Genomic DNA, 24,795 nt, shown 5'->3' with positions numbered 1-24,795 from the left:
TTCTTCACTTATAATAAACTCAGCATGCATTTAAATGAAACATTAACTGTTAGGTTGGCTAGAAGTCGAGCTATTTCTTGAGGGAATTCTTTTCTTCTCGTTTCTAGCCATCTTTGTATCACTCCGATAGGTGTCGATGCAACATACGCAGCTAAATAGTGTTTGGAAACAAGCAAGCTCCCCAAAAGCCCATTATACTCACTTGCACTAGTGCAATGCTTTCTTGAATAGGCGTAAACCAAAGTAAACAAAAGCAAGGAAGCCAATTAACGCAACAAGAATATTTAAAATATTACCAAGAACTCCTCCTAGACCGATTAATCCGAAGAACTCTGAAATGAATCCTAATAATGCTAGCAGCAGCCATATCACACCTGTAAGAAATCCAAGGAAAATGCCATTCATAGAAACACCTCCTTTTCAAAGATGGTTTATTATTATAGTAAGCAGATGCAGTCAATATGATTGGGTTATCTAGATTAAGACTTAAGGCTTATTACAGTCAAAGGTGAATTTGATGAGCAAGTTTTAGCACTAGTAGATCATAGAAAAAATATGGGAAACAGCAGGAATAGAGAAGAACGAATCGCTGCCCACAACTTATATGGAGATTTAGTATACTTAGGAAAAAGTACGGGTTTTACATTAACGATTAAAAGGGTGAGTATGTTGAAATTTAATTATAAAATTATAGGCATAGGATGGGCTATATGCGAAATACAGACAGTAAATGAAACGTTTACTTTTAGAGCGAGTTATCTTTCTGATGCTTTAGGTGATTTGTTAAATGCTTTACTGTCACTGAATTCTGATATGAATACAGAATCTTATGGCGATGAAACGAATTTTAGTTGGTATCAAGAACCAGGATTAACAGAGTGGCACATCAAAGCGTTTGATATAAAAAGTAACAGAGAAAACCTACACTTTAAAATCAACCAGTATGTAGACGACACTGAAAAAGGTGCTCCAGAGACTACATCAGCATTTACGTGTAATTATGATGAATTTGTATATTCAGTAGTAGAAAGTTTGGACCGTCTGATGCAAAAATTTGGCTTAGTAGGTTATCGGGCAATATGGCTTGATTCAGATTTTCCAGTGGTCGCCTATTTAAAGTTAAAGCATTACGCTATTCACAAAACAGCATTTCCATTTGTTGATGGAAAAAATGGGACTCTTAAAACGATGACAAGTAGGGACTATGAAATGAAATTGCTCACGACGGATTTAAAAGATTGTTAAAGGGGGAGGGGATTGAAGGGAAAATAGCTTGCAGGTGTACAAATAAATGTACACCTGACTATTATATTTTTCTTTGTTCCAATTAAGGGTTCCCATGTAGACGCATAACATCGCGCATCAGTTTGTCATACGCTTCTTGTTTAAATTCAATCGGTTTTAATGGCGCACTTTCAATTATTTTTAACTGATCGGCAGTCGTAATCGTTACAAAGTAGTGTAGTTTATCATCCAAAAAGGATGGACTACCAATGATTTCTCCTCTTACATCAACAGCATTCGCATAGCCAATATTAAACTGAATTAAATAGTCGCCAAACTGTTTAGCAAAATAGCCTGTTTGTAAATTAGCTTGATGCATATAAAGCGGATTATAAAGGATTTTCATTTTTTCTTCATACCAATCGATTGCTTTACTCGCTTCGGTTTTCATTAAATAAGCTAAAAATTGATTGAGTACCTCTTTATTATTATAGTAAGCATTAATTACGATATTATTTGCCTGCTGATTAGGACCCTTTTTCGGTAAAGTTATATTAAAGCTCGGATTATTATTAGGGTTGTGGAAAAATGATATACCGTTCACATTATCGTACCGTTCATAATCGGTTGAATTTAACTTCAAGTCTTTCTTTACAAATTGCTCTACTTCATCAGGAGTAGGCATGCTGTAATTGGAATGTTCGGCTATTTTTTTAGCCACATCATTTGAATAATAATATTCATTTTCACCCGTTTTCATTAAATACTTCACTGGTTTTACTTCATAACCTAAAGATGGTGTCCAACTAGGGAATAATGGATGGATGACATGAGTTGGTCTGTTATCACCTATAGTTAAGTACTCATAGGCGAGTACAAATCGACGATAATCTTCACTTGTGTAATTTGTCGGTAAAAAGATGGCACCGCTCAACTCAGTTCCTGGCATGTTACCCATTTCTCGCATTGCACGATAAATAAAAGCAGTGTAGTGCGCACGTGTTAAATACGTGTTTTCACGAAACGTTCCATCTTCATAGCCTGATGTCACATTTGCTTGGTAAAGTGCCGTTATATAAGAATTGTATTTCGAGGATACATCCCGGAACGGATGTTGTCCTGTTGTATCTAGTTGATAAGCGGTAGTAATGATTTTCGCCATTTCGCCACGTGTTAATGGAGCATCGGGATTAATATTACCCTTCTTATCCAGTTCCAATAATCCAGCTTCCATTAATATTTTCATATCCTTGTAGTATGCGTTCTTTGTAGATAAATCTTTAGGTGCTTTAAACACGGTTGTTTTCGGCAATGTTTTGACAGTTCGCGTAATGAGTGCCGCTGCATGTTTACGAGACAACGTTTGATTCGGTTTGAACGTACCATCAGGATAACCACTAATAATTCCTTTATCTGCCATCATGTGAATAATTTCAAAGTTTGGATTCTTTTTTGTTACATCTTTAAAAAGTTTTGTATCAGTAGCCGCACCAGTTGTAGTTGGCGCGATGAACACAGGCGTCATTAAAGATAACGACAATGCCATTAATGCGACTTTATTTGGTCGTAATTTCATTGTTTATCTCTCCTAAGTGAAGGATTTGTTTGTCGGTAAACTTTTTATTACTAAATCCTAATATACTAGTAGAAAAATTTAATATCAAATTTTAACAAAAACATCCATCCACCCGTTAGTTCAATAAAAAGTAAAACAAAATCGCTACCGCAAAATTTGGAATGGCAATTAATACCGAATGTAAAACAGTATCATTTCTTTGTTTACTACCTTCGACTGATTCAGTAGCTAAGTTAGCCCGCATCCGATCTCCACTTACAAATGCACCCGAAATAATGAACGAAATCACAATAAAAAACAAGCCAATTCCACCTGTAATAGTAGTAACCATTTCAATATCCCATATCACAATAGATGCTAACATACCTACCAGAGCCAGAAGCGTACCAAGTAATAAATATTTCATTTTATCCCTCCTAAAAGTTACTACGGCTATGTATGGAAAAAGTTACAGTCATTAAAGTATTCTGTTTCGTTAGTTTTATAAAACCTAACCCAAAAAATCGTAGGGAGAACCTAGTGGAACAATATATCATTTTCAAATTTATCACTTGAACCTCAAGTTGCTTGAGGTTTTATAATAAACTTATACTTTTGTTGGGAGGAATTTTGATGAATAACAATAACAGGTTTTCCATTGGGGAGTTTTCAGAAAAAACAGGAATACCTATTCCTACTTTACATTACTATGATGAAATTGGTTTATTACGACCAGAAAAGAATCCTTCTTCAGGGCATCGCATTTACAATTATCAAGATATTATAATATTACAAAAAATTCTGAGTTTAAAATTCCTAGGATATAGTCTGGATGAAATAAAAAATTTATTAAATAAATCAAGCTTTACCGTTGATTTAAATGAAAGCTTGTCTCTCCATTTTCAAGCTTTAGAAAAAGAGAAAAAACGAATCGAACAGTCAATGAAATCTATTAATAGAGTAATTAGGTTAATTGAGGAAGAGGGAACAGTGGATAGTAACTTAATACTTAACCTTATTCACAGTATGCGTACTGAACATATACAAGAAGAATGGATGGATCGCCATATGTTAACGGATTTCAAGGATGTCATGGAAGAGTTAGAAAAGAAATCGGAAGAAGAAAAATTCCCTTTAGATAAAACGATTTATCAAGTGTCTAAAGAAGTGAAACAATTATATGGTAAACCCGTAGAGGACCCGAAAGTACAACGAATGATTAAGAACTATGTAGAAGAATATTTTTCATTTCTTGGTGAGGATTTGATGCAAAAACTCGCTGATAAGAAAATAGAAGGAGAAGTTGATATGCAAGAACTTGAAAATATGACACCTTCTCCATTTACAGAAGATGAACAAAAATGGTTTGATCAAGCGATGGAATATTATATTCAGCAAGAAGAAACGGAATAGATCGGTATCATATTAAAATAACAAATAAAACCTGTATCACTTCGTATGCCCCAATCTATTATGTATTTCAAAGTTGATGGCAAATTGTTTCATTTACTTTTACTTTTTGATGCATGAGGGAGGTTTGCCCAATTAAATATTACAAATGCTAAGAAAACAATTACAATAGCAATTACTGTAAGGGATAAATTTTCCCTCCATCTAATATTTCCACTTGTAAAATATTGACCAACTGTTGCAATAATAAAATATATTATAGGATAAATAAGATAGTATAATTGATTTTTTCTCATATAACCCCTCCACTTATTTCCAATCATACTATTAATAATAAATGAAAATGGGTTAATAAATTTAATTATCTTAAACTTGACAGAGAAATAACTAAGTATTAATATTTTTATATATTGTAAATAGCGTTTTATCCTTAGTTTGGTAGTCAATATTTTGGACATTGGTTATCCATTCAAAAAGGAATTAGAAAAATAATTTTAAATAATAGGTAGACATTTTAGAAAACCTAGATTAGGTTAGTTAAAAGTAAACCGACAATTTTAAAAGTAAATGGTTTGATAGTTGAAACCATTATTTTTGGATTGTCGGTTTTTCGTTTTTTAGAAAAGGTACAGAGAAAAAATATTTATATATGCATATGGGAGAAGCTAGAGGTACCATTGACTATAAAATAAATGTATAACAATTAATTGTGAAGTGGAGGGGTGGAAGTCACGATGGATAAAACAAAAGGTGCTCTTGAAGCCGAAATCAGTAAAGTGTTAACTAATTGGGAGAAAAGTTATCTAGGGCGCGGTTCCGTATCGGTTAAATCAGATATCTTGCGAGATATGGTAGTTGTGGTGTTAGGAGGGGTCTTAACACCTGCCGAATATGCAGTATGCCAAAATAAAGAGGGCCTATTATCAGTCAAAAAAATGCGAAATAGCCTAGTGGAATCTGGTGTAGAAGAAATAAAAGAAGCAATACTTACCATAACAGGTATAGAAGTCGTTAGTTTTTATAGTGATTTGAGTACAATCACTGGGGAACGCATTATGGTTTTTAAGCTTTCAGAGGATTTACAAAGTAAATTATGAGTAACGTAGTAGTGAATTAATAGTCTTCCAGGAAAAGAAAAGATATCCCACATTATAATAGCGGAAAAAGGAGGTTTAAATTGATATGGAAAAGAATAAGACATCAGTACCTCACTTAGATACAAAACTTTACGACAATGAAATCCATCAAAATATAAAGGAAACGATCGCTAAAAATAAGGAAATAATAGAGGAAAATCGTGAAATTACGGAAGTATTGAATTATATCTCCTCTAAATTTGCTGACGACTTGAAAAAAACAACATAATAAGTTTTCTTTCTTCCTTAAAAATAATGTTCCAATAATAAACCGGTAAACGCTGTTACATACACCAACGTTTACCGGTTTTTCTATTGCCTTCAAACTTTCAGTATTACACTTTTGAAAGAGCGTTTTTGGCTTTATAGACAAAGAATAATAGAATTGTAATAAGCAATAATGAAAATAATAAACCTAGAATTTTAAAATCACCAAATACATTATGAAGGAATAAGTCATAATGTAGACTAATTCCGAACGATCTTAAAATAAACGAAACCAATAATCCCGTAAGTACCCCTAACAATAACAAAATATTTGTTTTTATAGTTTCCACCCCCTTTCAAATTACTATAATAGTATGTTCTTAAGTAAGGGATATTAGTCCTTTAAAAAAATGAAAATAATATATGCCTTATCTGATAGGTTATTGGTGATTTTGAAACGAAAGCTATGAACCCCCGTCTAATGATAAGAGGAGGTGTGACTAATGAGAAAAATAACAGTAATTTTATCTTTCGTATTTATATCAATTATTTTATTTGGTTGCCAACAAAGTAATGACAAGAAGCTTGATAATGAGGTGTCCTACACGGATAAGCTGGAAACACAGGCCGAAGTCACAGAGGGGGATTTTACCTATCGACTTGTAACCGAGAAAGCAGAGTATAGTGAAAATGAGCCGATAAAAATATATGCAGAACTAGAATATACAGGTGATAAAGGAGAAATTGAAATTTTCCATGCTGCTTCGCCATTTTCTTTTCCAATGGTTGAGATTACGAGAAATTATGAAGTTGAATACGGAATGGATATGCCGCTATTAAGTACGACATTAGTTAAGGGAGAACCCCTTCGAGGAGAATATGTTGGTAGTGGAGGATATAGTTCCGAAGACCAAAATGAATATCAAGATTTCATGAAACAAATTATGAATAAAGAATTCCCTGCTGGATATTATGTCGTAAACGGTATTGCAGATTTTGATATTAGAGTTTCAGAGGGAACTGGACCAGCGGAAAAGTATCAATTAGAAGCACAGGTAGGATTTAGTGTTATTAATTGAAATCGCATTATAGTTATTCAACAATCTGATGCTTTTCTTAAAAAGGAATTGCGCCTTCTTAAAGCTAAAGATCCAATTTCTTGAATATGAATTCAAAGAACTTATTTTTTACTCTAAAACATGGGTCTAAAATATTTGTTGGGGATATAGAGCAATCGAGCATTGTTCATAATTTATAAAGAGGATGATTTAAATTAAACTGGAATATTTATAAAGAAGGACATTGGCATTGTTCTATCCCAAAATGAGGGGGGGAATGGTTTTGATAAAAAAAGAAGCACAAATACTTAAAACGCACGATCATCGAAAAATTTATAAAGATATATACCAAATCAAACGGGATAAAACTATTATTCAGCAGCTGCCAGAACTTAAGTATGTCTCGCAGCAAATGACAACTTCATATAATATGAACTGGGACGGACGACCTGAACCGATAGATGAAAAGTGGTTGGCTTGGAAAGTTGTGAATCAAATAAAGCAATTTACTAAAAATCAGTTAGATTATAAATTTAAATTAATGCCGCCCGAAATCATCTGGCATGAAGAAAAAGAGAACAAATGGCTAGTCGATCAAATGATGGTCGTCGCGGATTGTGTGACGGATGACATTTATGAGTATGCACTGAATCGAGTAATTAAAAATTTACGTGTAAGTGATTTACCTACACTTACATTTGTGAAAAGTACCCCAATATTATGTGCTCAAAGGTTACATGTAGGTGATTATAAAAATACAGTGGAAACGCTAGCAGTGCTAAAAGAGGATATAGAAAAACAAGGCTACCGCGTAAAAGGTCCTCACCGTGAAATCTATTTATTGCCTGCAATGGGCTGTTATCCTGCTGAGAAATGTCATACGATTGTAAGGGTAGAGTTAGAAGCCTTGAATTAAAGAAGTAAAAGCGTCATTAAAGTTATATCTAAGTGCAATAAGATAAAACAAAAAACCACTGAAATTATTCTTCAGTGGCTTCTTTTTGTTTCTTTGATTCAAGAATTTTCCGGTTTTGTTCTATTATTTCTTTATTCTTCTCTATTGTAACCTTGATGTTTTCAAGCATTTCTATATCTTCATTACTGCTAGTTTCAGAATTATTCTTTAGGTGTTCATCTAAATGGGATGATCTTGTATCTTTAATAATCATTAAATTCACCTCTCATACTATATTTTTAGTATAAATGATAGAAAGTAACTTTTATATTAAATTTATGTATCATTTTCAAAAATTAAGTTTATATTACTCAAATGATGGGTAAAAAGTTGCTGTTTTCGGAGAACGAAATAGCTTCTTTTCCAATCTACTACTTCCTGTTCCTGTCCTTTTATGTATTTATTTTTTATAAAATATGTTCTTCTTACTAAAAACACGAAGGAATCAATTTAGATTCCTTCGTTTTTTTATCAGCTTAAATTTAATTTACTGAATTTGAACTTTAATAGGGTATAACCGAACTTGCTTAGAAGGACTATCGCTGTTGATTGAACGATAGTTCGCTTTGACTAAATTTCCATCTTTATCTATATCAATTATATCGTTTTCAGTGAGCGTAACAATTGGCATTAAATAAAGGGCCTTCGCACGAGCATCCAATTGATCGTAAGTGGCAAGCCAGTTTTCCGTGAAATCTGTTCGCGCTCCATGATTTAAGCCATTTAAGGAAGTATATTTATTTCCTAAATCATCCTCTATTTCTACAGATACGAAAATATTGTCCCATTGATTAGACAGATCGGCTGTAACGTTTGTTTCATATGATAGAATGAATGACATTGGAGTGACAGTTAGGTTTTGTGCTGTAAATGTAAGCCCATCTTCCTGTAATGTTTCATTTACTACAATCGAGTTAGTATCGACTGCTGATAGTTGGAAGTCGAAATTCCAGTTGCCTTCATAAACGGTACCTGAATGATTAATACCTGTTGAAATACTCGTAATATCCCATTTCACGTCGATATCAGTTAGCGGGTGACCAGCATAGTGATCAATTGTCATGAGACTAATATATTTTCCTTCCTCGGTTTTTACTAGCTGTTCACTACTTACTAGTCCTGTATCGCCATATATCGGTAAACTATTGATAACGGGCTTTTCACCTAAATCATTGTCTGTTTCGATTGTGTACGTAAGGAATAGCGTTTTTCCATCGAAAACTCCATCTATAATACTAAGCTTTATGCCATTGCTTTCTTCAACGAGGTGAAGCTTTTTAGCATTTTGTTCATACGCTACATAGCTACTATTAGAAGTAAATAATTTGAAAATGCTTCCTAGTAAAGGAATATCTTTTGCATAAGTTGTGGTAGAGAGACCTGCAATGGAACCTGTTAGGATGACTAATGCAATAATAGATGCGACTAAATTTCTTTTTCTTTTCTTTTTTACTATTTTACTTTTTAAAGCTTTCGTTACCTTTTTCTTTTCGAATTCAGAGACAGGGGCAAAATCGTCATCAGATAGATCTACGTTAATATCATTTAATAGCTCATAAATATCCTTCAATTGATATTTCCTCCAATCAGATTAATTGCATAATGTTTTAGCTTTTTCTTCCCTCGAGATAAGCGACTGTCGATAGCTGACTTAGAAATGCCAAGCTTCTCAGAAATTTCATCTGATTTCATACCAAGGAAAAGGCGCATTATAATTATTTTTTGATCAAGTGGATCTAATGTGTGAATATAAGCGAGTATTTCTCTTTTATTTTCAGAAGAAATTATTTGCTCTTCGACGACGTCACTTTGAATTAGCTCAATATCCTCAGTTGGTACTACAGTGTTTTTTACTGTTTTGCGATAATAATCAATTGCTTTAAATTTAGCAATCGAAGCAATCCAATATTTAAAGTTGGTCGTGTCTCCTTTGAATTTACTAGCATGGTTCCAAATGGATAGAAATATATCATTGACGCATTCATCGATTAGCCCGTCATTTTGAAGTGGACTAAGAATTTTTAATGAGATGCCTTTAATGAGTGGTAAATATTGATGGACGATATATTCAAGTGCATCCTCTTTTTCCATTTGGAGGCGTTCAACAAAATTATGTTCATTTGATTTATTCATTTAAACCCTCCTACTTTTTTGTAAAAGCTTTTACATATAATAAGACGAAATAAAAAATCAAAATTTGCAAATTTAGTAATTTTTACAGATATTATACTCAATGTTTATGGAGAGAATATTGACTCTTTTCAATATGAAATAAATGAAGGCGTTTTTATAAAAGATGTAATCCTTACAAAGGAAGAGGGAAAAAGCTTAAAGAACACGAATTATATATGTTCTCTAAGCTCTTTTATTAGATGCTAACGGGAAGATTTATTGGTTGCAAAATTGTTTCAGCAACATCTTCTATTGAGATTTTTTTGGAAGCATATTGCTGCACTTCATTATCACCTACACATACACTATAGGCTGCTTTTTCAAATAAACATTGGTCGTTGCTATCGTTTCCAAAAGCAATAAAATCATGGATGTTTAATTTTTCAAGACCGACTACTTTATTAATACCTAATGGACTGATATCAATCGCATTTTCTTTTTTATAAGTGGTGATTGAAACAGGTAATTGTTCAAGCTGAGTGATTACTTGTTGTGCAGGATTAAAGATGACTAATTTGCAGATTTTCTCAAGCTCTGTAATAGCTAAATTTTTAGCGGAAGTTTGGTTAATATTTTTATAAATAGGATGTTCAAAGCTGCCAGTGAATGCATAATCCCATTCGCCATCCGCTAAATAAGTAAGTTGGTATGTATGGATTATTTCATGTAGCTGCTCTCTTAAATTAAAATCAAAGAAAGTAGAGCTAACTTGACCGTTTACTGAAGTGTAACAACCGTTACCTCCAACTAATTTACCCTTGATAAATTGGGCTGGAATAACGGAAACTAAATCCCGAATCGGTCGTGCAGATGCAAAAATAACTTCATGGCCAGCATCGGATAATTTGGTTAAAGCATCTATTATTGATGGATGAATCGTTTTTCCATCAAAGCAAAGTGTACCATCAATATCAAAAACAAAGTTCATTCGAATCGCCTCCTGTAAATAGTATAATAAGAAGAAACAGCTGCTGAAAGGACAGGTGTCTTCAGGTAATGGATTTAAAAAAATTTGCGCAGCATTATACATATAAGTTTCCAAACAAAGTCATAAAGGAGCTTCAACTAAAAACGTATCAACGAAATGAATATATAGTAAAAACGGGTAATGAAATTGATGGATTATATTTTTTAATAGAAGGTCAATATTATGTCTCAAGCATAGAAATCACAGGTAGAGAATTGTTGTTGAGGTATTGTAAAAAGCCTGCCATATTAGGGGATATTGAAATAATTGAACAATGCATAATTCAATCAAATTGTATTGCAGCAGAAAACTGTGAATTTTTATTTATACCGCTTCATACATATAAAAAATATTTACAGCATGATGCCGATTTTACACAGCTCCTTTTAAAAGAACTGGCTTATAAATTAAAAACTTGTACGATCTCTTCAAGGGTAAATGCCCTATCTTCTGTAGCTACACGTTTAGCAGCCTATTATTGTACATTGGCATCTATTGAGACAAGTAGTGAGTATATTGAAACACGTACGTTAGATGAAGTCGCTTCATTAATTGGCACAACAAAAAGACATTTAAATCGTATCTTGAAAAAATGGAGTGAAGAAGAGGCCATTATTCGAAATGGAGATACGCTTCAAATTTTAAATTGGGAAAAGATGAAGCGATATTCAAATGATGTAAGATTTGAATGAGGATTAAAACCGCACTTAGTTTCATAGGAGAACCGTATCATAAATAAGTGCGGTTTAATAATCAATCTTGTTTTATTGATTTAAAAGTCTTGTAATAAACCCATCATCTTCATCCGTCACTAGAAAATCAAAGCCTAAATACGCGGCACCGCCAAGTGAAACTGCCCAAAATGCGATGCTTGCTGTCATTAATACTAAAGTTTTTAGGCGTGTCCACCAAAAGTGACAGCTAGTAATGCTGTTAAATGAGTACCTATAAAAAACGGACCGATAAACGCTAAACCTGGTAAACCATATTTATCGCGAATTTTCTTCGCACGTTGATGACGTTTAGAATCATTTGTTTTTACATTTGTTTTTCTCTTTTTACGCCAATTACGGATCGAGTCTACAAATATAATAAATAAAGCAACCGTTAATAAATTCCCTAAAATGGCAATAAGAATTACTGGAACTGCCGGCATACCCCCGATAATGGCAATGGGTACGATCATCGTCACTTCAAAAAAAGGAATTGCAGCTAATATAAAAATAATAAAATATGTCCAAATCATTTATAATCCCCCTTACTAAAATTTCTCCTTAAAAGTCCTCAAATTTCTTCTTTGCCTTCTGTTTTAATTTAAAACCAAACCGGCCTGTATGCTCATCATTTTTAACCAATAATTGATATGCGGAAAGAATTATAAGACCACGAACCGATATATAAAGACCAACAGCTATTAAAAACACAAAGATCGGATAATAAGGAACCAAAATGCCCATCTCTAATTTGTTCTCCAGTGCAAAAGCTAAGAATCCCACCGCTAGTAAACAAGCACCGATCACCATTACTCCTGAATATTTTCTTTTAAAGCCTTCGTATCTCCCTGTTAACTCTTTAAAATAATTGGAATCAAATAATAAAACTTCTTTTTTGAGAATGGAATATTGCCCTTGATCAAAACCTAATGTCGCAAAAGAAATGATTCCTAATGTCCCAATGGCAATAATCAAGAGAACCCCTAGCATTGAATTCGTCCCCATAATTAAGTACGGTTCAAATGCCAATGCAAAAAGTCCAAACCCCAACGCAATATGTTTAGCAGTTTTTTGAGTGCTTAACAAAAAACCTTCTGCCATCTCTTTGCTTACATAATAACCTGCTTCATTTGCTTCATTGTTTTCAACAGAATCTTTCAATAAGTAATCGATCGATACCTCAAAGATATTTCCTATCATTAAGAGCTTTTCTGTTTCAGGAAACCCTTGACCGTTTTCCCATTTGCTAATTGCCTGTCTTGAAGTGTTTAGTTTTTCAGCTAAAGTTTCTTGAGAAAATCCTTTTTCTTTTCTTAGCTTAAGTAGTTTTTCACCAAATCCCATTTATTTCAACTCCCTTGTATTTTGTTAGTTATAATGTATAAAAACATGGACCCTTTTTCTATCATGTGGGGAATGCAAATTGTCAAATTGAGGTTGCATTGTTGTTATAACGGGCTTTAAAAGCCTTTTCCACAAAAAAAGTTTGAAAAGTAATTTACGATAAAAAAATAAATTAAGGAGCCAGTTATTTATCATTATAGGGCATATCGAGGAGTAACTTTAAATTAAATTGGAAATTTATGTTATGATGAATAAGATTTAAGGAGGCAATTAATGAGGAAGATACTTATTGGAATATTAATATTAACGGGATTGATAACGTTATTTTTAATTTATAATCATAAACAACTGCCGACAGAAGAAGATGTATTTAACATGACGGACAAATGGTCTTTAAGAACTGAAGAGGTCTATTTTGTGAGGGAAATAGATGGGGACTGGTTAACCATGTTTAGAAATAGCCATTCAATTACGGTGGCTCGGTTAGAGCAAAATTGGTTGGGGAATTGGAAGGTGAGAGATGAAGAGGGATATGAATCTACATTAATTTCAACATCTTATCCGCCTAGAGAAGAGGATGAAATTACTTGGGCAAGCTCAGGTTCAAACGGTAAAAGCCTTTCATACTACTTTGGTCAAATTCTCAATCCAATGATTTATCGAATAGAAGTAGAAACTAAGAAAAACGTCTTTGAAGATGCTTTAATCTTTAGTCCCCAAGGATTGCGATTTTTCTTTATTAAATCCGATGAAGATATGTTCTTGCCTGTAAACATTCGGGCATTTTCTGAAGCTGGAGAGTTAATTTATTCTACAGTTAAATAAATTAAAGAGAGTAAATTAATTTAAAAGGTTTTTCAACTAACCAGCATTCACCTGAAACCCATTATACAAAAGAAGCGATTTTTTATGATAGTGATGGCTCTTCTTATGATAAAACATACAAAAGAATGGATTTAAGGAAGTTGTTGAACTAATGAAGAGCATAAGTCACGATAGCGCAATTCTTGAAAAGGAATTGCGCTTTCTTTAGCAATCTGGACACTTTTCATGAATAAGACATAATAAAGGAATTGGATATTTATGTTAAAATCAAGGGGTGGATGTTAATTACACTTTGGTATGGATGAAACGCTTTAGTTCAGGAGGGGAGTTTGTATGGACTTTACAATTCGTAAAATGCAATCAGAAGATATCAAACAAGTACAAGATGTAGCAAAAACAAGTTGGAATGCTACTTATGAAGGAATAATTCCTTTAGAGGTGCAAGAGAAATTCTTGAAAACTGCTTACAGTAATGAAAGAATGCAACAACGTTTAGAGCAATCTTTTCTCTTCGTGGCAGAGAGAGCAGGTAAAATTGTTGGATTCGCTAACTTTTCTCCAGTAAGAGAAGATGGTAAAGCTGAATTAGGTGCTATTTATCTCTATCCTGAAGAACAAGGTAAAGGAATAGGTTCAGCATTGTTACAACAAGGAATCGATAATTTAGACGGTATAAAAGAAATTTATATCAACGTAGAAAAGGACAATAAAATAGGAAAGACTTTTTATGAAGCAAAAGGTTTTGACGTTGTGAAAGAATTTGATGATGAATTTGATGGCCATATTTTAAAAACGGTACGAATGGTTTTAAAAGTTTAAATCTAATTGGATAAGCGTTTAGTATTGTTTCATGGAGTGAAAGGATCATTCTTTTTTGAAAACAGTTTATTTATTGCGAGAGGGCTTACGAAATAATGTACTTAAATGACCGGGAGCTGATAAATTGACTAATTTATATTTTGTTAGGCACGCACATTCTATATATACACCTGATGAATTAAATAGACCTTTATCGGAAAAAGGTTTTGCTGATGCAGCAGTTGTTACAAAATTATTAAAAACAGAGGAAATTGGTATTGTTGTGTCCAGTCCGTATAAACGAGCTGTTCAAACAGTCAAAGGCATAGCAGAATACATAAATACAGAAGTTGAAATTATAGAGGGTTTGAAAGAGCGTACTTTAACCACAGTCCCAGCCAACGATTTTACTCTTGCAATAACAAAAGTATGGGAGGACTACAATTTTTCGTGGGAGGGTGGAGAGTCTAACATCGTCGCTCAAAAAAGAGGTGTAGAAACCACTTTTAATATATTAGAGAAATACAAAGATGAAAATGTTGTTATCGGAACACATGGAAATATAATGGTTTTAATCATGAATTATTTTGATAGCCAGTATGATTTTTCCTTTTGGCAAAATCTCGATATGCCAGATATATATAAATTAACTTTTGATGGTGAAGTGCTAAAAAACGTAGAGAGAATATGGGGAAGAATTTAATATATTTTTTCAACTAACGGGAGGTTTAGTTGAAAAACGATTTTCAATAATCGGGCCATTTAATGGAATAACGTCTGGTTGAAATTTAGGTTAGATTGTGTAGTAAAGTACTCAAACAACAGGGCAGTTTAGTTCAATAAGAATAAATGAAAAATCATTCGGTAAGGAGTGTAGAAGTTGAAGGTTGCATTTTTTGATAGAGATGGCACTATAATTGAAGATTATTTAGATCATGAATGGACTAGAGTAGAGCATCCAGTATTTATAGAAGGGTCAATTAGCACATTAAAAGAAGTCATTAAGAAAGGTTATAAAATTATAATCATTACCAACCAATATATTATTAACGAAGGATATATCACGGTTGACCAATACCATGATATAAATAATCAAGTGGAAAGAGAGTTAACTCGCCAAGGTGTTGAACTGCTTGATGTCTTTTATTGTCCGCATGGTAAAGATGAGGGATGTACTTGTATAAAACCAAATATTGGAATGATTAAGCAGGCAATTCATAAATATCCTGAAATTAATTTGGAAGAGTCCTTTATGATTGGTGACTCAGCAGTTGATGTAGAATTAGCAATAAATATAGGAATTAAAGGTTTTGGAATCAGAGTAGGTTCTAATTACAAGGAAGGAAATATATATCAATTGAACAGTGTTAAAGATTTACCACTATATATTTAATATTGGTTTTTAGCTGTGCCATCATATTTTTAATTAAAAAACTGTTCCTTCTTGAACTAACTGGTTTAGTTGTATAACAATTTTCAACAATCGGACGCTTTACTAGAATAAGAATAGTGCTATTCAAATTTAGGGTCAGATTGTTGAACAACATTCTTGAGATGTAATATTCTGCGTTTCGAAAGGTATAAACTGCCACCCATACAAGACATATATATAAGACCATTGTTGTGACAACGGTCTTCTTTTTTATTGCATTGCTTTTTTTGTGTAATTTCGATACATTTCCAAATGCACTGCTATAAATATTTCTTTGTATGCATCAGGAAGGATTATAAGCTAGCTATGGCTACGGAGGTCATCAAAAACCCACTGGTAGGAACCATATAATTCCAATTTGCGTCTATAGAGAAGTACCTAATTTTGAGAAAGTATTTTAATTTTTTACAATTATTTCCGAAGTGATTTGAGATAGCAACCTTACAAAAGGGGTGTGGAAAAAATGGCGATTTACAATAAAATTGGGAAGACCTATAACACTACTAGGCGTGCAGATACACGTATTGTACAGAGATTAATACTGGAACTTGATGTAGATGCTCCAGCAACGATATTAGACATTGGTGCGGGAACAGGAAACTATAGTTACGAATTAGCAAAGATAGGATATCGTGTGATTGCTTTGGAACCTTCGGAAGTAATGAGAACACAAGGTAAACAACATAGGAATGTTATTTGGAAAGAGGGGGTTGCAGAGAGTCTACCGTTAGAGGATAAGTCAGTAGACGGAATTATCTGCACGCTTGCGTCACATCATTTTAAAAACTTATCCTTATGTTTTAGTGAAATGAAAAGAGTTTTAAAAGAAAATGGTAGGATCGTGATTTTTACTTTAGACCCAAGAATGTGTGCTACAGATTGTTGGTTGCTGGATTATTTTAAGCCTTTATTGGAAGACGCATACAAAATTCATCCACCTATAAAGGTTATATCACAAATGGTAGAGGCTCAGATTACACAACCTGTAAAAATAAAAGCATATCCACTTCCGTATGATTTAGTAGATCATTTTTTCTTTAGTGGTTGGAGAAAGCCTGAATTATATTTCAACAAAGATTTTCAGGAGGGTACATCTCCACTTGCTAAAGGTCACAAAGAGGTCGTTTATGAGTGTCTAAATAGATTAAACACTGATTTGGAGAATGGAGATTGGTATGAAAAATATGGTGATACTTTAAAGTTAACTGAGTATGAATGTGGGCATTTCTTTCTAATAGTTTAAGGGGAAATTTAAATTATTTGTGAAAATACTCTTTTTCTGTATTCAACAATCAGGCGCTATTCTGTAATAAGAATCGGCGCTCTGTTTCGTTATAGGGCCATATCGTTGAATAGAGGTTTGGACTGAAAAAATTAATTAAACGAAAATGAAATAAAGACATATTGTTTTAAGTTCAGTAAAATTATGTAAAAGGATTTTTGGGGGTTAATACTTGAATATTGTAATTTTAAGTAATACTGATAAAAAGATTAAACCGAATGATTTAATTAAGTTGTATCAAAATGTAGGTTGGTGGGAGGAAAGAAAACAACAGGATATTGAAGATATGCTTCTAAAAGTAAAATCAGTAGGTGCGTGGAAAGACGATACCCTTATTGGTTTCGCAAGAGCTGTTTCAGACGGAAAGTTTAGAGCGTATATTGAAGACGTAGTTATACATAATTCCTTTAGAGAGGAAGGTATAGGAACAAAAATGGTATCAAAATTGTTAAATGAGCTATCACATATCGATGTAATCAGTTTGTTTTGTGAAGAAAAGTTATTACCATTCTACGAGAAGAACGGTTTTAAATACAGCAAATCACAATTTATAATGCATAAGAAATAATCGAGCAAAAAAGTTTAATGTTCAATAACATCTTATTCATTAATAGGAGCTATAGTTGGAAAAGTATCTTCAACAATCAGGCGCGATTCTTCAATAAGAAGATCGCGTTTTTCCGTTAAAGGACCAGGTTGTTGAATAACTTTTATATAGGATAGTGTCTGAATAGATTAAAATTTCGCCGATAAGAAATATGTTAATAAGCAAGATGGCACCATGGTAAGCTATTTTTATAAAGGGGGGTTTAATTAAATGAAAAGAAAATTATTTTTCAGACTTTCAATAGGTTTGAACATATTACTCGTGGCAATTGTAGCTTGGGGAATTATAAAGATGAACTTCGTAAAGGAGCAAGTTGTTGTTACAGAAGTCCAAAGTAATTTAGTAGAGTTGGAAGGCTTGATTGCTAACCAGATGGAAGATAATTGGTCTGAACCTAATTTGGTTACAACTGAATTAGGCGATGTATTAAACGGTATATGGCTTGGAATGACTACTGGAAAGCAGTTGGGAACGCTTTCAAAAAGTGAAAAGGAAATTCTTGAACATTTATATTTCAAGTTAAACCAATATCCAAAAGATGAATTATATAGATTTGCTGATTTAACCGTAGAAGATAAGCGGAACTTTGAAAACTTACGGGAAGCACTTCGTGAAGTTGGATTAGGATTAGGTATTACTAGAAGTGCCAATATGAATTCTTTTATGAGCCAAGCAGAAGCGTTAAATAATAAAATCGAATCTCCATTAAATTAACCTGTGCTTGATATTGTGCTAACGGTGGCTTTAGTGAAAGATGAATAAATTATAAGGAATGAGACACGATTTTAGTTATTCAATTAAAGTGCGCTTTTCTTTTACAAGGAGTGCGTCTACTTTCATTTGTAAAGATCAAGTAAGTTTATTTCCTTTTATTCAGTCATATCCTTAGATTAAAAAAGGAAGTGTATAAACTGAAAAAGGATAGAATTGCTTTAGTCGGAGCCGTAGTAATTTTAATTGTAGGAACCTTCTTATTTATCAATAACTCTTCGCCAAAAGGAACAGCATCTGAAGTTCCACCTACAGTAAGTTCTGAGGAAATGGAGAATTTCCTATATGGAGATAATGGAATCGTAAATCATGTGCATAATGAATTGTCGGAAAAAGGTTATATATACCGTCTTTTAATTGCTGCTTATTCGAAAGAAGATATTCAGATGAAAATTATCTTATTAAACAAAGAAGCTACAGAATTAGAGCAAGAAGAGATAAAATCAATCTTCTATGAATTAGTTAAAAAAAACAATCTAAATCCCAAAGCTTTTACTCTTAAAGTGAGTGATTCTGATGAAGGACCAGATTGGTAAAAGGTTCAGCTTTTTAAAAAGTGAAGTAATTTGGGTATTGTTCTACAATCGGGCGCTTTCCTTGAAGAAGGAAAATCCATTTTTGCGACGCACATAAAAACATGAAGTATGGAATTCTTCTTTTCCACACTTCATGTCAATTATTCAATCCTATCCAAATCATAATACATGATAAACTCTAATGTCGTATCCGCTTTCCCTGTCCAATAACTTTCTGTGCCATTTGTCTCGAAATCTTCTAAATTATATTCGGCTGCAATTAGATAATTCGGATTGTAATTGAAAAATGAGAACATAGAATTATTTGTTACGCCAGCGGACTTATCAAGCTCAGCCATTAGTTTAGACCATTGTTCTGGCACTTTTGTAATGCCGTATTCCGACAATGTTATTTCCTCCGTTAATAGTACATGTGGCGTAAAGAAATGATTATCCCCAGATGAAAGGAAGTTACGCTCACGGTAAAATAGTAACTTCATCGTTGCGTCTTCAGTGGAGCTTCGATTCCACACGATAAAACTTGATGATAAATCTTTTTCATCTAATTGCCAGCGCATTTTTTGATGGGTTGTTAAATTAACTAATTTCCACTTTGCCTTATCCCATTTCCAAAACGACATCGCTTTCGTACCGTCATAATTTACAAACGGCACGAAGTAATGGTGTTCATCTACTTGGAGCACATCTTGTATTTCTTTTACGTTAAGGGAACTTGTGTAGCTATTCATTTCCTCGACCATTGCTGCTTCAGACAAAAATGACGTTGGCTGTTTAAAGTTTAGCCATAAAAGAAAGCCTGCTATAGCGATCACTATGACTACAACGATTCCAATGAAATATTTACTTTTCTTCATTTGTCGTCACCTCCTGTAAAATCGATTCATCGAGGCGGTAATACAAATGTTTAGTCGGGGATGCGATCAGCAGGCCCTTTCCATCCTTCTCCACATAAATCGTTGCCTTCGCCTGACTACCCCATTTCGGCGCTATATTTGCTAAAATGTACGGGAATCGTTCAACCTCAACTCGGTCATCTCCAACACTTTCGTAGTACCAATCTATATTCACAGGTTGCTCTTTTGCAGCTTTTACTTGCTCGAGGATAGATGCACGAACAGCTATATTGTCATTTGCTGACGGATGAATGCTCAAAATTTCTATGTTATCCGAATGAGCTATATACGTAAGGATATCGTTTTTATCATAAAGAAAAGAATAGAGTGGAATAATTAATAACGTACCTACTAAAAATAAATAATTTGAAAAAAATCCAAACCATGCAAATGTTAAGTATGTATTAAAATTAGGCCGCTTTGAAAAAAATAGATAGATGGCTATCACGCCTAATGGAATAAGTGCGAAGTGAATTGCCTTTTGCTCAAGTGGATAATTAAACGTAAGTGCAAATTTACCGATAAAATAAACAATGACTGCTTTCCAAATAATCGGCTTTATCTCTTGCTTTTTATATAACTTAAAACCGATGACAAAAATTAGCAACCAGCAAAAGCTGTAAACGACTGCTTCTACGAAATTCATACCCACCAATTACGCCCCTTTATAGTTTAAAGTATAAAAATAATTACAAATTTTAACAATGAACGTTCACTTCATTTGCAGTGTCGATCTGTTACAAAACAATGTAGATTTCTTTTTTTATGTCATAGCGAAATAATTATATGCTTCTATATTTTTGTGGATCATGTTATTCAACAATTATGCGTTTTCCTGGAAAAAGAGGCAGGTCCTTTTCCATGTTTAATTCTAAATACAGAACTTTTAGAACATTTTTATGGTTTAAGTGGAATATTGGATATTGCAGAGGTAAAAGTCAAATAATGTCTATCTAGTTTTTTAGTAAACATTATTTGGCGCATTTGAGTTTTATTTCTGAAGATATTTTTCTAGAACTTGAGATTTCAGTTTATTATAATCTTCCATGTTTTCTCCGAAATATTCTGTATCTCTTACATCTGCGTATGTCTTAAAGGATTGAACAGATTTCACGGCATCACTAGAACTTAAATTATATTTCCCTTGATACATCCCGACAATAACGTAAGTGTCATCATTATTTGCGGGCCTTAGAAATAACAAGTAGTCTTCTTTTTCAATCAAAAGATTGTAACCTGCTATACTAACAAAAGTACTATTTTCAAAGTATGCAGGTTCATAAATTGAAATCGTAGAAGAGTTGTTTTCTATTGCACCTTTATAAATTTTACCGACTTTAATTTCAGATTTAGAACCCCTTGCGATTACCTCACTAGTAGAACTTTCTTTCCAGTTTTTTTGACTCCTATTTCCTGTGAATGAACCCTGGATTATAAGTGTTGATCGCTCTTCTAACGTATTAATATCCTCGATTAGAAAATACTCTACACTCGACATGATAACAGGGAATTCATTTTTCTGTAGACCTTCTGCTGTGGAAATATCATTTTTACTTTCTGAAAAATGATTGATTAATAAAATTAAAGATAGCCCAACTATAATTGAAAAACTGAATAATAAGAGTCTTTTTTTCATTTAAATTACCTCCAAATATTCCTATTAAATATTTTAACGAGTCTCGGTTGTTAATTGTTCAAGTGTTTTCCTTACAACGATTTTTTCACCGTCAACCTCTTTGACCTGTTCGCTACACCCAGCAAGTGAAGCTAAACAAAACAAAATAAATAAATTGAATAATATTCTTTTCATAAAACACCTCTTCAAAATTTTACCATAGAATGTACTTAGTGAACGCATAGATTTAATGCTCCTAGCGTAATTCTTTAATTAGAAAATTTAATAGTAATATGGATTAAATTTTACAAATATTGTTATTAGCGTTATGGTCATTATATAAATTTTTAATTGCATAAAAGGGGGAATCATTAAATGAGGAAACTACTTTTAATTTCTATACTTTTACCGCTACTGACTGCCTGCTCCATTACTTCAAGTAATAATACGGACGAATTTTTAGAAAGTGTTCCATATCCAAACTCAACAGAGATTTTAGATAAACAGCAAAAGGATGATTATGAAGTTGTGTTCTATAAAGATGAAACCGGATTTCGTATTGGATATAAAAAGTTGGATTATGAGTATTGGACAAATACTTCCAACGGTGAGATAAATCCAGAAGACGGTTTTGACTGGGTAATGATTAATAACCCAAAAATACCGATAACTTTGTTTGGTGGAATTATTACAAATGAACAAATCACAACTGTTCTTGTAAAACAAAAAACAATAGAGAAAGAAGCAACAATTGTTGAGACGAATGAAGGGTTTAGAGGTTGGTTTGTTACCTTTGATTCTTTAGAAAATGCAAATCCTGGTGAACCAGACCCATTGAAAATCGAAGCATTTGATACTAATGGAAACATATTGTGGAAAGACGGCGTGTATGAAGATGAGTAAGTAATTAGCCTAAACTTTCTAACAAAACCAGCTAATTTGAATTTGCGCGGACGCCTACAAAGGAAGCGCTATTTGATTAAAACTCTAGTCGTCATAAACGTATTAAAGTAAAAAGATAAATGAAGAATGAAAAAGAAATATCGTTATGTACCTTAAGGGGGAAGTAATATGAAAAAGTCTTTATTGATTTTTTTAGTAGCAATATTAGGGCTAATTATTTTAAGTGGTCTAATGGCTATTGCATTGTTTTTTAAATATATTTAACTATCTCAAAGGGGTGCAAGTCATATGGATGGATCGCTTATTATCTTATATTTTGTAGTTAGTAATCTTTTAGCCTTGTATTTATACCGCAAAAAGAAAATTCAATTATGGATTTCTGGAATCGTTATGGCTCTTTTAGTTCCAGTAATAACCTATAGTTTTATATCATTAGACATTTATTATAGTAATAAAAATACCGGAGATGGTTATAGTGATGCATCTTTTGGGGGAGGCACTATAGCAATAATCCTAGCTTTCAATGCAATTGCTATGTTTGTCATAGGAGTTCTTTTAAATATTTTCACATTCATTAAAAAGAAACGAAAAGCAGGAGAAAGCCATGTGTTAGAACGATAAAGTACACCCTAAAAGGTATCGGATTACAGATTCCCAACTGTGTTCGATGCTTTTTTACTGAAATTTCTTTCAAGTGTATTTTAATAAAGACAAAGTCTAAATAAAAAGGAGATGCCACATTCAAATTGAGGCATCTCCTTTTTCTATTAATAAGTAGTTACTTTGGCTATTTTTTGCGCCATGTAAATCCAGCGCTGCCACCAGGAGAGGTTATCCTGATATTCTTCCACATCAAGTGTGTAGAGGGCATCTTCATTTTTCCAGAGCCGTTCAAAATATCGTTCCATATCCAAGGCAAGCGCGCTATCATTTGGAGCGAGGATGCGGATGTTATTTTCCAGGTTGTAATCATCCAATGTTCGTTCCGTATAGTTGGAAGATCCACTTGAAATGATTGTTTGTTCCGCTGTTTGGATCCAGATGGCTTTTGTATGGTATTGACCGACTACGGTATTGTACCAGCGAATGTTGATCTGTTCCTCTGTATTCTCAAGCAGTTCGTTCACAACCGGTCGATTTGGCAGACCGGATTTTTTCTGACCGAATGAGTTTTCATTTGGGTCTAGAATCATATTCACCTGCACACCTCGGTTTACTGCATCGGTTAAGGCGTTGACAATGTCGCGCTGGGCAATAAAGAACATGCCTATCCAAATTTTATCTCCTGCTTTTGTCGCTGCTAAATCTTCGAGTAAGGCATCTAAAATCTTTTTCTCGGTCAAATATTGCACAGCATACTGACCTTCACCTTGCTGAGGAATATCAGCCCTTGGCAATTTCGGACCATCCGACATAAGCGACACCGCTTCTTCTGACTTGAGAATATCGTTTATGATGGGCCCTGTTACTTTCAAAGCAAGATTTCCGTGGAAGCCACTTGCATCATGTGGGTTTGATGATGTAATAATCGCTTCCTTTTCCGAAACGGCCGCTTTACGGTGATTGGCTTTCACATTGAGCAGTTCTAAGTAGGAGGATAATGTCATTTTTGGTGCTTTGCTCGACATGGCATTGGCAATCCATCCTTTTCCGTCGTTATCGAACCATTGAAAAAATAATCGGTATAAGCCTGAATAAATCGGTGTGGAATCCCGAAGTGGCTCTAAATTGGTGTAAACAATTTCTACTCCGGCTTCACGCATCTTCTTGAACCACGGAGTTTCATAAGAGCCATAGCCTTTATTTAGCGGATCGGTAATAAATATAACAGGCATATCGGGATTGTTTTTCTTTTTCTCGGTAAGCTTGTCAGAGAGGAGATTCGCGATTGGGGGGAAATCTTCTTTTTCATCGAAATACCCATCAACCAAAAAGAAATCGACAACCACAAACTGTTCTGCTTCATCAATCAATGTATAAACTTCATCAAATATATAATTCTCATGTTTCCGATTGGTCCCTTCTTTGTCTTGTGCATAAGTTAAATCCGTCAGCATCTCAATATTGTCCGTTCTATGCAAGTCTCCTTCATAGGAAATACCTTCCGGCAACGGTTTATATGTATGCCATATCATTTCTCCTATATATAGCAAAATAAAAAGAAGTAAAAGAGCGCTTAAAACTTTATATTTACGACTCCGGTTGTTCCATTTCTTCAGAACTTTTTTCATTGAAATTCCTCCAATACTCTTGCTGTTTTAATTCCCGTGGAAAAGCAAAGTTAAACAGCGTTAGCTTGCATGGCAGCGGGTGATTTTTGAGAGAAAAATGAATTTTAAAACACGTCCGATCGAGCGCTTTTCTGGATTACGAAAAGTGCTTTATTCAATAG

At 33.5% G+C, this 24,795-nt stretch carries 33 protein-coding genes; 17 read left to right on the top strand and 16 right to left on the bottom strand.

Annotated features, from left to right (window positions below; translation table 11 throughout):
* Nucleotides 1-8: 8 nt before the first annotated feature.
* Both NYE67_RS16285 and NYE67_RS16280 read right to left on the bottom strand, forming a co-directional pair.
* Complete coding sequence (locus tag NYE67_RS16285) at nucleotides 9-176, bottom strand: TetR-like C-terminal domain-containing protein (RefSeq protein ID WP_340730923.1); 168 nt, start codon at nucleotides 174-176, stop codon at nucleotides 9-11.
* Nucleotides 177-207: 31 nt separating this feature from the next.
* Nucleotides 208-405 carry an ABC transporter gene (locus NYE67_RS16280; RefSeq protein WP_340730546.1) on the bottom strand — a complete coding sequence of 66 codons (198 nt, stop codon included), beginning with the start codon at nucleotides 403-405 and terminating at the stop codon, nucleotides 208-210.
* 150 nt (nucleotides 406-555) lie between these two features.
* On the opposite strand from NYE67_RS16280, the gene NYE67_RS16275 reads away from it, so the two are divergent.
* Nucleotides 556-1,245, top strand: coding sequence for a hypothetical protein (locus NYE67_RS16275; RefSeq protein ID WP_340730545.1), 690 nt, complete (start codon nucleotides 556-558; stop codon nucleotides 1,243-1,245).
* Nucleotides 1,246-1,327: 82 nt separating this feature from the next.
* Here NYE67_RS16275 and NYE67_RS16270 read toward each other — a convergent pair whose 3' ends face one another.
* Both NYE67_RS16270 and NYE67_RS16265 read right to left on the bottom strand, forming a co-directional pair.
* Nucleotides 1,328-2,800 carry an S-layer homology domain-containing protein gene (locus NYE67_RS16270; RefSeq protein WP_340730544.1) on the bottom strand — a complete coding sequence of 491 codons (1,473 nt, stop codon included), beginning with the start codon at nucleotides 2,798-2,800 and terminating at the stop codon, nucleotides 1,328-1,330.
* 115 nt (nucleotides 2,801-2,915) lie between these two features.
* Complete coding sequence (locus NYE67_RS16265; RefSeq protein ID WP_340730543.1) at nucleotides 2,916-3,206, bottom strand: DUF5316 domain-containing protein; 291 nt, start codon at nucleotides 3,204-3,206, stop codon at nucleotides 2,916-2,918.
* Nucleotides 3,207-3,412: 206 nt separating this feature from the next.
* Here NYE67_RS16265 and NYE67_RS16260 point away from each other — a divergent pair, with 206 nt between their 5' ends.
* Complete coding sequence (locus NYE67_RS16260) at nucleotides 3,413-4,192, top strand: MerR family transcriptional regulator (RefSeq protein WP_340730542.1); 780 nt, start codon at nucleotides 3,413-3,415, stop codon at nucleotides 4,190-4,192.
* Between the two features lie 89 nt (nucleotides 4,193-4,281).
* On the opposite strand, the gene NYE67_RS16255 is transcribed toward NYE67_RS16260, so the two are convergent.
* On the bottom strand, nucleotides 4,282-4,485 hold the full coding sequence (locus NYE67_RS16255) for a hypothetical protein (RefSeq protein ID WP_339213841.1): 204 nt from the start codon (nucleotides 4,483-4,485) through the stop codon (nucleotides 4,282-4,284).
* Nucleotides 4,486-4,923: 438 nt separating this feature from the next.
* Here NYE67_RS16255 and NYE67_RS16250 point away from each other — a divergent pair, with 438 nt between their 5' ends.
* The 4 genes from NYE67_RS16250 (at nucleotide 4,924) to NYE67_RS16235 (ending at nucleotide 7,506) form a co-directional block, all read left to right on the top strand.
* Entirely contained in the window at nucleotides 4,924-5,286 is a 363-nt protein-coding gene (locus tag NYE67_RS16250) for a DUF2294 domain-containing protein (protein WP_191705379.1), read from the top strand.
* Nucleotides 5,287-5,371: 85 nt separating this feature from the next.
* Nucleotides 5,372-5,554, top strand: a complete 183-nt coding sequence (locus NYE67_RS16245; protein WP_191705380.1) for a multidrug transporter — start codon at nucleotides 5,372-5,374, stop codon at nucleotides 5,552-5,554.
* A 481-nt stretch (nucleotides 5,555-6,035) separates the two neighbouring features.
* Nucleotides 6,036-6,611 carry a hypothetical protein gene (locus NYE67_RS16240; protein ID WP_340730541.1) on the top strand — a complete coding sequence of 192 codons (576 nt, stop codon included), beginning with the start codon at nucleotides 6,036-6,038 and terminating at the stop codon, nucleotides 6,609-6,611.
* Between the two features lie 262 nt (nucleotides 6,612-6,873).
* Nucleotides 6,874-7,506, top strand: coding sequence for a hypothetical protein (locus tag NYE67_RS16235; protein WP_340730540.1), 633 nt, complete (start codon nucleotides 6,874-6,876; stop codon nucleotides 7,504-7,506).
* 64 nt (nucleotides 7,507-7,570) lie between these two features.
* Here NYE67_RS16235 and NYE67_RS16230 read toward each other — a convergent pair whose 3' ends face one another.
* The 4 genes from NYE67_RS16230 to NYE67_RS16215 all read right to left on the bottom strand — a co-directional run bounded on the left by NYE67_RS16230 (nucleotide 7,571) and on the right by NYE67_RS16215 (nucleotide 10,645).
* The gene (locus tag NYE67_RS16230; protein WP_340730539.1) at nucleotides 7,571-7,759 is read right to left on the bottom strand and encodes a hypothetical protein; all 189 of its coding nucleotides are present in this window, start codon (nucleotides 7,757-7,759) and stop codon (nucleotides 7,571-7,573) included.
* Between the two features lie 273 nt (nucleotides 7,760-8,032).
* Nucleotides 8,033-9,115: a DUF4179 domain-containing protein gene (locus NYE67_RS16225; protein WP_340730538.1), complete on the bottom strand. Its 1,083-nt coding sequence runs from the start codon at nucleotides 9,113-9,115 to the stop codon at nucleotides 8,033-8,035.
* A complete protein-coding gene (locus NYE67_RS16220; RefSeq protein ID WP_340730537.1) occupies nucleotides 9,112-9,678 on the bottom strand; it encodes a sigma-70 family RNA polymerase sigma factor in 567 nt (188 codons plus the stop codon). The genes NYE67_RS16225 and NYE67_RS16220 overlap by 4 nt, the downstream gene beginning before the upstream one ends.
* 235 nt (nucleotides 9,679-9,913) lie before the next feature.
* The gene (locus NYE67_RS16215) at nucleotides 9,914-10,645 is read right to left on the bottom strand and encodes an HAD-IIB family hydrolase (protein WP_340730536.1); all 732 of its coding nucleotides are present in this window, start codon (nucleotides 10,643-10,645) and stop codon (nucleotides 9,914-9,916) included.
* Nucleotides 10,646-10,713: 68 nt separating this feature from the next.
* On the opposite strand from NYE67_RS16215, the gene NYE67_RS16210 reads away from it, so the two are divergent.
* The gene (locus tag NYE67_RS16210) at nucleotides 10,714-11,376 is read left to right on the top strand and encodes a Crp/Fnr family transcriptional regulator (protein WP_340730535.1); all 663 of its coding nucleotides are present in this window, start codon (nucleotides 10,714-10,716) and stop codon (nucleotides 11,374-11,376) included.
* Between the two features lie 203 nt (nucleotides 11,377-11,579).
* Here the strand turns inward: NYE67_RS16210 and NYE67_RS16205 are convergent, their stop codons facing one another.
* Nucleotides 11,580-11,930, bottom strand: coding sequence for a small multi-drug export protein (locus NYE67_RS16205; RefSeq protein WP_340730534.1), 351 nt, complete (start codon nucleotides 11,928-11,930; stop codon nucleotides 11,580-11,582).
* 28 nt (nucleotides 11,931-11,958) lie between these two features.
* Nucleotides 11,959-12,741: a helix-turn-helix domain-containing protein gene (locus tag NYE67_RS16200; RefSeq protein WP_340730533.1), complete on the bottom strand. Its 783-nt coding sequence runs from the start codon at nucleotides 12,739-12,741 to the stop codon at nucleotides 11,959-11,961.
* Nucleotides 12,742-13,014: 273 nt separating this feature from the next.
* Between NYE67_RS16200 and NYE67_RS16195 the strand changes: the two genes are divergently transcribed.
* The 8 genes from NYE67_RS16195 to NYE67_RS16160 all read left to right on the top strand — a co-directional run bounded on the left by NYE67_RS16195 (nucleotide 13,015) and on the right by NYE67_RS16160 (nucleotide 18,992).
* Entirely contained in the window at nucleotides 13,015-13,566 is a 552-nt protein-coding gene (locus NYE67_RS16195; protein WP_339213822.1) for a hypothetical protein, read from the top strand.
* Nucleotides 13,567-13,899: 333 nt separating this feature from the next.
* A complete protein-coding gene (locus tag NYE67_RS16190) occupies nucleotides 13,900-14,385 on the top strand; it encodes a GNAT family N-acetyltransferase (RefSeq protein WP_339213820.1) in 486 nt (161 codons plus the stop codon).
* A 124-nt stretch (nucleotides 14,386-14,509) separates the two neighbouring features.
* Nucleotides 14,510-15,067 (top strand): histidine phosphatase family protein, encoded by a 558-nt coding sequence (locus tag NYE67_RS16185; RefSeq protein ID WP_340730532.1) that lies wholly within the window; start codon nucleotides 14,510-14,512, stop codon nucleotides 15,065-15,067.
* Between the two features lie 177 nt (nucleotides 15,068-15,244).
* Nucleotides 15,245-15,757: an HAD-IIIA family hydrolase gene (locus tag NYE67_RS16180; protein WP_340730531.1), complete on the top strand. Its 513-nt coding sequence runs from the start codon at nucleotides 15,245-15,247 to the stop codon at nucleotides 15,755-15,757.
* 502 nt (nucleotides 15,758-16,259) lie between these two features.
* On the top strand, nucleotides 16,260-17,039 hold the full coding sequence (locus NYE67_RS16175) for a class I SAM-dependent methyltransferase (RefSeq protein WP_340730530.1): 780 nt from the start codon (nucleotides 16,260-16,262) through the stop codon (nucleotides 17,037-17,039).
* 211 nt (nucleotides 17,040-17,250) lie between these two features.
* Complete coding sequence (locus NYE67_RS16170) at nucleotides 17,251-17,646, top strand: GNAT family N-acetyltransferase (RefSeq protein ID WP_445683378.1); 396 nt, start codon at nucleotides 17,251-17,253, stop codon at nucleotides 17,644-17,646.
* Between the two features lie 249 nt (nucleotides 17,647-17,895).
* Complete coding sequence (locus NYE67_RS16165) at nucleotides 17,896-18,399, top strand: hypothetical protein (RefSeq protein ID WP_340730529.1); 504 nt, start codon at nucleotides 17,896-17,898, stop codon at nucleotides 18,397-18,399.
* Between the two features lie 188 nt (nucleotides 18,400-18,587).
* Nucleotides 18,588-18,992, top strand: coding sequence for a hypothetical protein (locus tag NYE67_RS16160; RefSeq protein WP_340730528.1), 405 nt, complete (start codon nucleotides 18,588-18,590; stop codon nucleotides 18,990-18,992).
* Nucleotides 18,993-19,132: 140 nt separating this feature from the next.
* Here NYE67_RS16160 and NYE67_RS16155 read toward each other — a convergent pair whose 3' ends face one another.
* The 4 genes from NYE67_RS16155 to NYE67_RS16140 form a co-directional block, all read right to left on the bottom strand.
* Nucleotides 19,133-19,846: a hypothetical protein gene (locus tag NYE67_RS16155; protein WP_340730527.1), complete on the bottom strand. Its 714-nt coding sequence runs from the start codon at nucleotides 19,844-19,846 to the stop codon at nucleotides 19,133-19,135.
* Nucleotides 19,833-20,531 carry a hypothetical protein gene (locus NYE67_RS16150; RefSeq protein ID WP_340730526.1) on the bottom strand — a complete coding sequence of 233 codons (699 nt, stop codon included), beginning with the start codon at nucleotides 20,529-20,531 and terminating at the stop codon, nucleotides 19,833-19,835. Before NYE67_RS16150 ends, NYE67_RS16155 begins: the two co-directional genes overlap by 14 nt.
* 345 nt (nucleotides 20,532-20,876) lie before the next feature.
* A complete protein-coding gene (locus tag NYE67_RS16145; protein WP_340730525.1) occupies nucleotides 20,877-21,521 on the bottom strand; it encodes a hypothetical protein in 645 nt (214 codons plus the stop codon).
* A 33-nt stretch (nucleotides 21,522-21,554) separates the two neighbouring features.
* Entirely contained in the window at nucleotides 21,555-21,695 is a 141-nt protein-coding gene (locus NYE67_RS16140) for a hypothetical protein (RefSeq protein WP_340730524.1), read from the bottom strand.
* 180 nt (nucleotides 21,696-21,875) lie between these two features.
* Between NYE67_RS16140 and NYE67_RS16135 the strand changes: the two genes are divergently transcribed.
* Nucleotides 21,876-22,403 (top strand): hypothetical protein, encoded by a 528-nt coding sequence (locus NYE67_RS16135; RefSeq protein WP_340730523.1) that lies wholly within the window; start codon nucleotides 21,876-21,878, stop codon nucleotides 22,401-22,403.
* Between the two features lie 288 nt (nucleotides 22,404-22,691).
* Nucleotides 22,692-23,024: a hypothetical protein gene (locus NYE67_RS16130; protein WP_340730522.1), complete on the top strand. Its 333-nt coding sequence runs from the start codon at nucleotides 22,692-22,694 to the stop codon at nucleotides 23,022-23,024.
* A 146-nt stretch (nucleotides 23,025-23,170) separates the two neighbouring features.
* Here the strand turns inward: NYE67_RS16130 and NYE67_RS16125 are convergent, their stop codons facing one another.
* Nucleotides 23,171-24,634, bottom strand: coding sequence for a phospholipase D family protein (locus NYE67_RS16125; protein ID WP_340730521.1), 1,464 nt, complete (start codon nucleotides 24,632-24,634; stop codon nucleotides 23,171-23,173).
* Nucleotides 24,635-24,795 lie beyond the last annotated feature (161 nt).

Origin of the sequence: Solibacillus sp. FSL W8-0474, assembly GCF_038004065.1 — a bacterium.
Classification (GTDB): domain Bacteria; phylum Bacillota; class Bacilli; order Bacillales_A; family Planococcaceae; genus Solibacillus; species Solibacillus faecavium.
The sequence above is the reverse complement of the archived record's forward strand: the minus strand, read 5'-3'. Positions and strand labels throughout refer to the sequence as shown.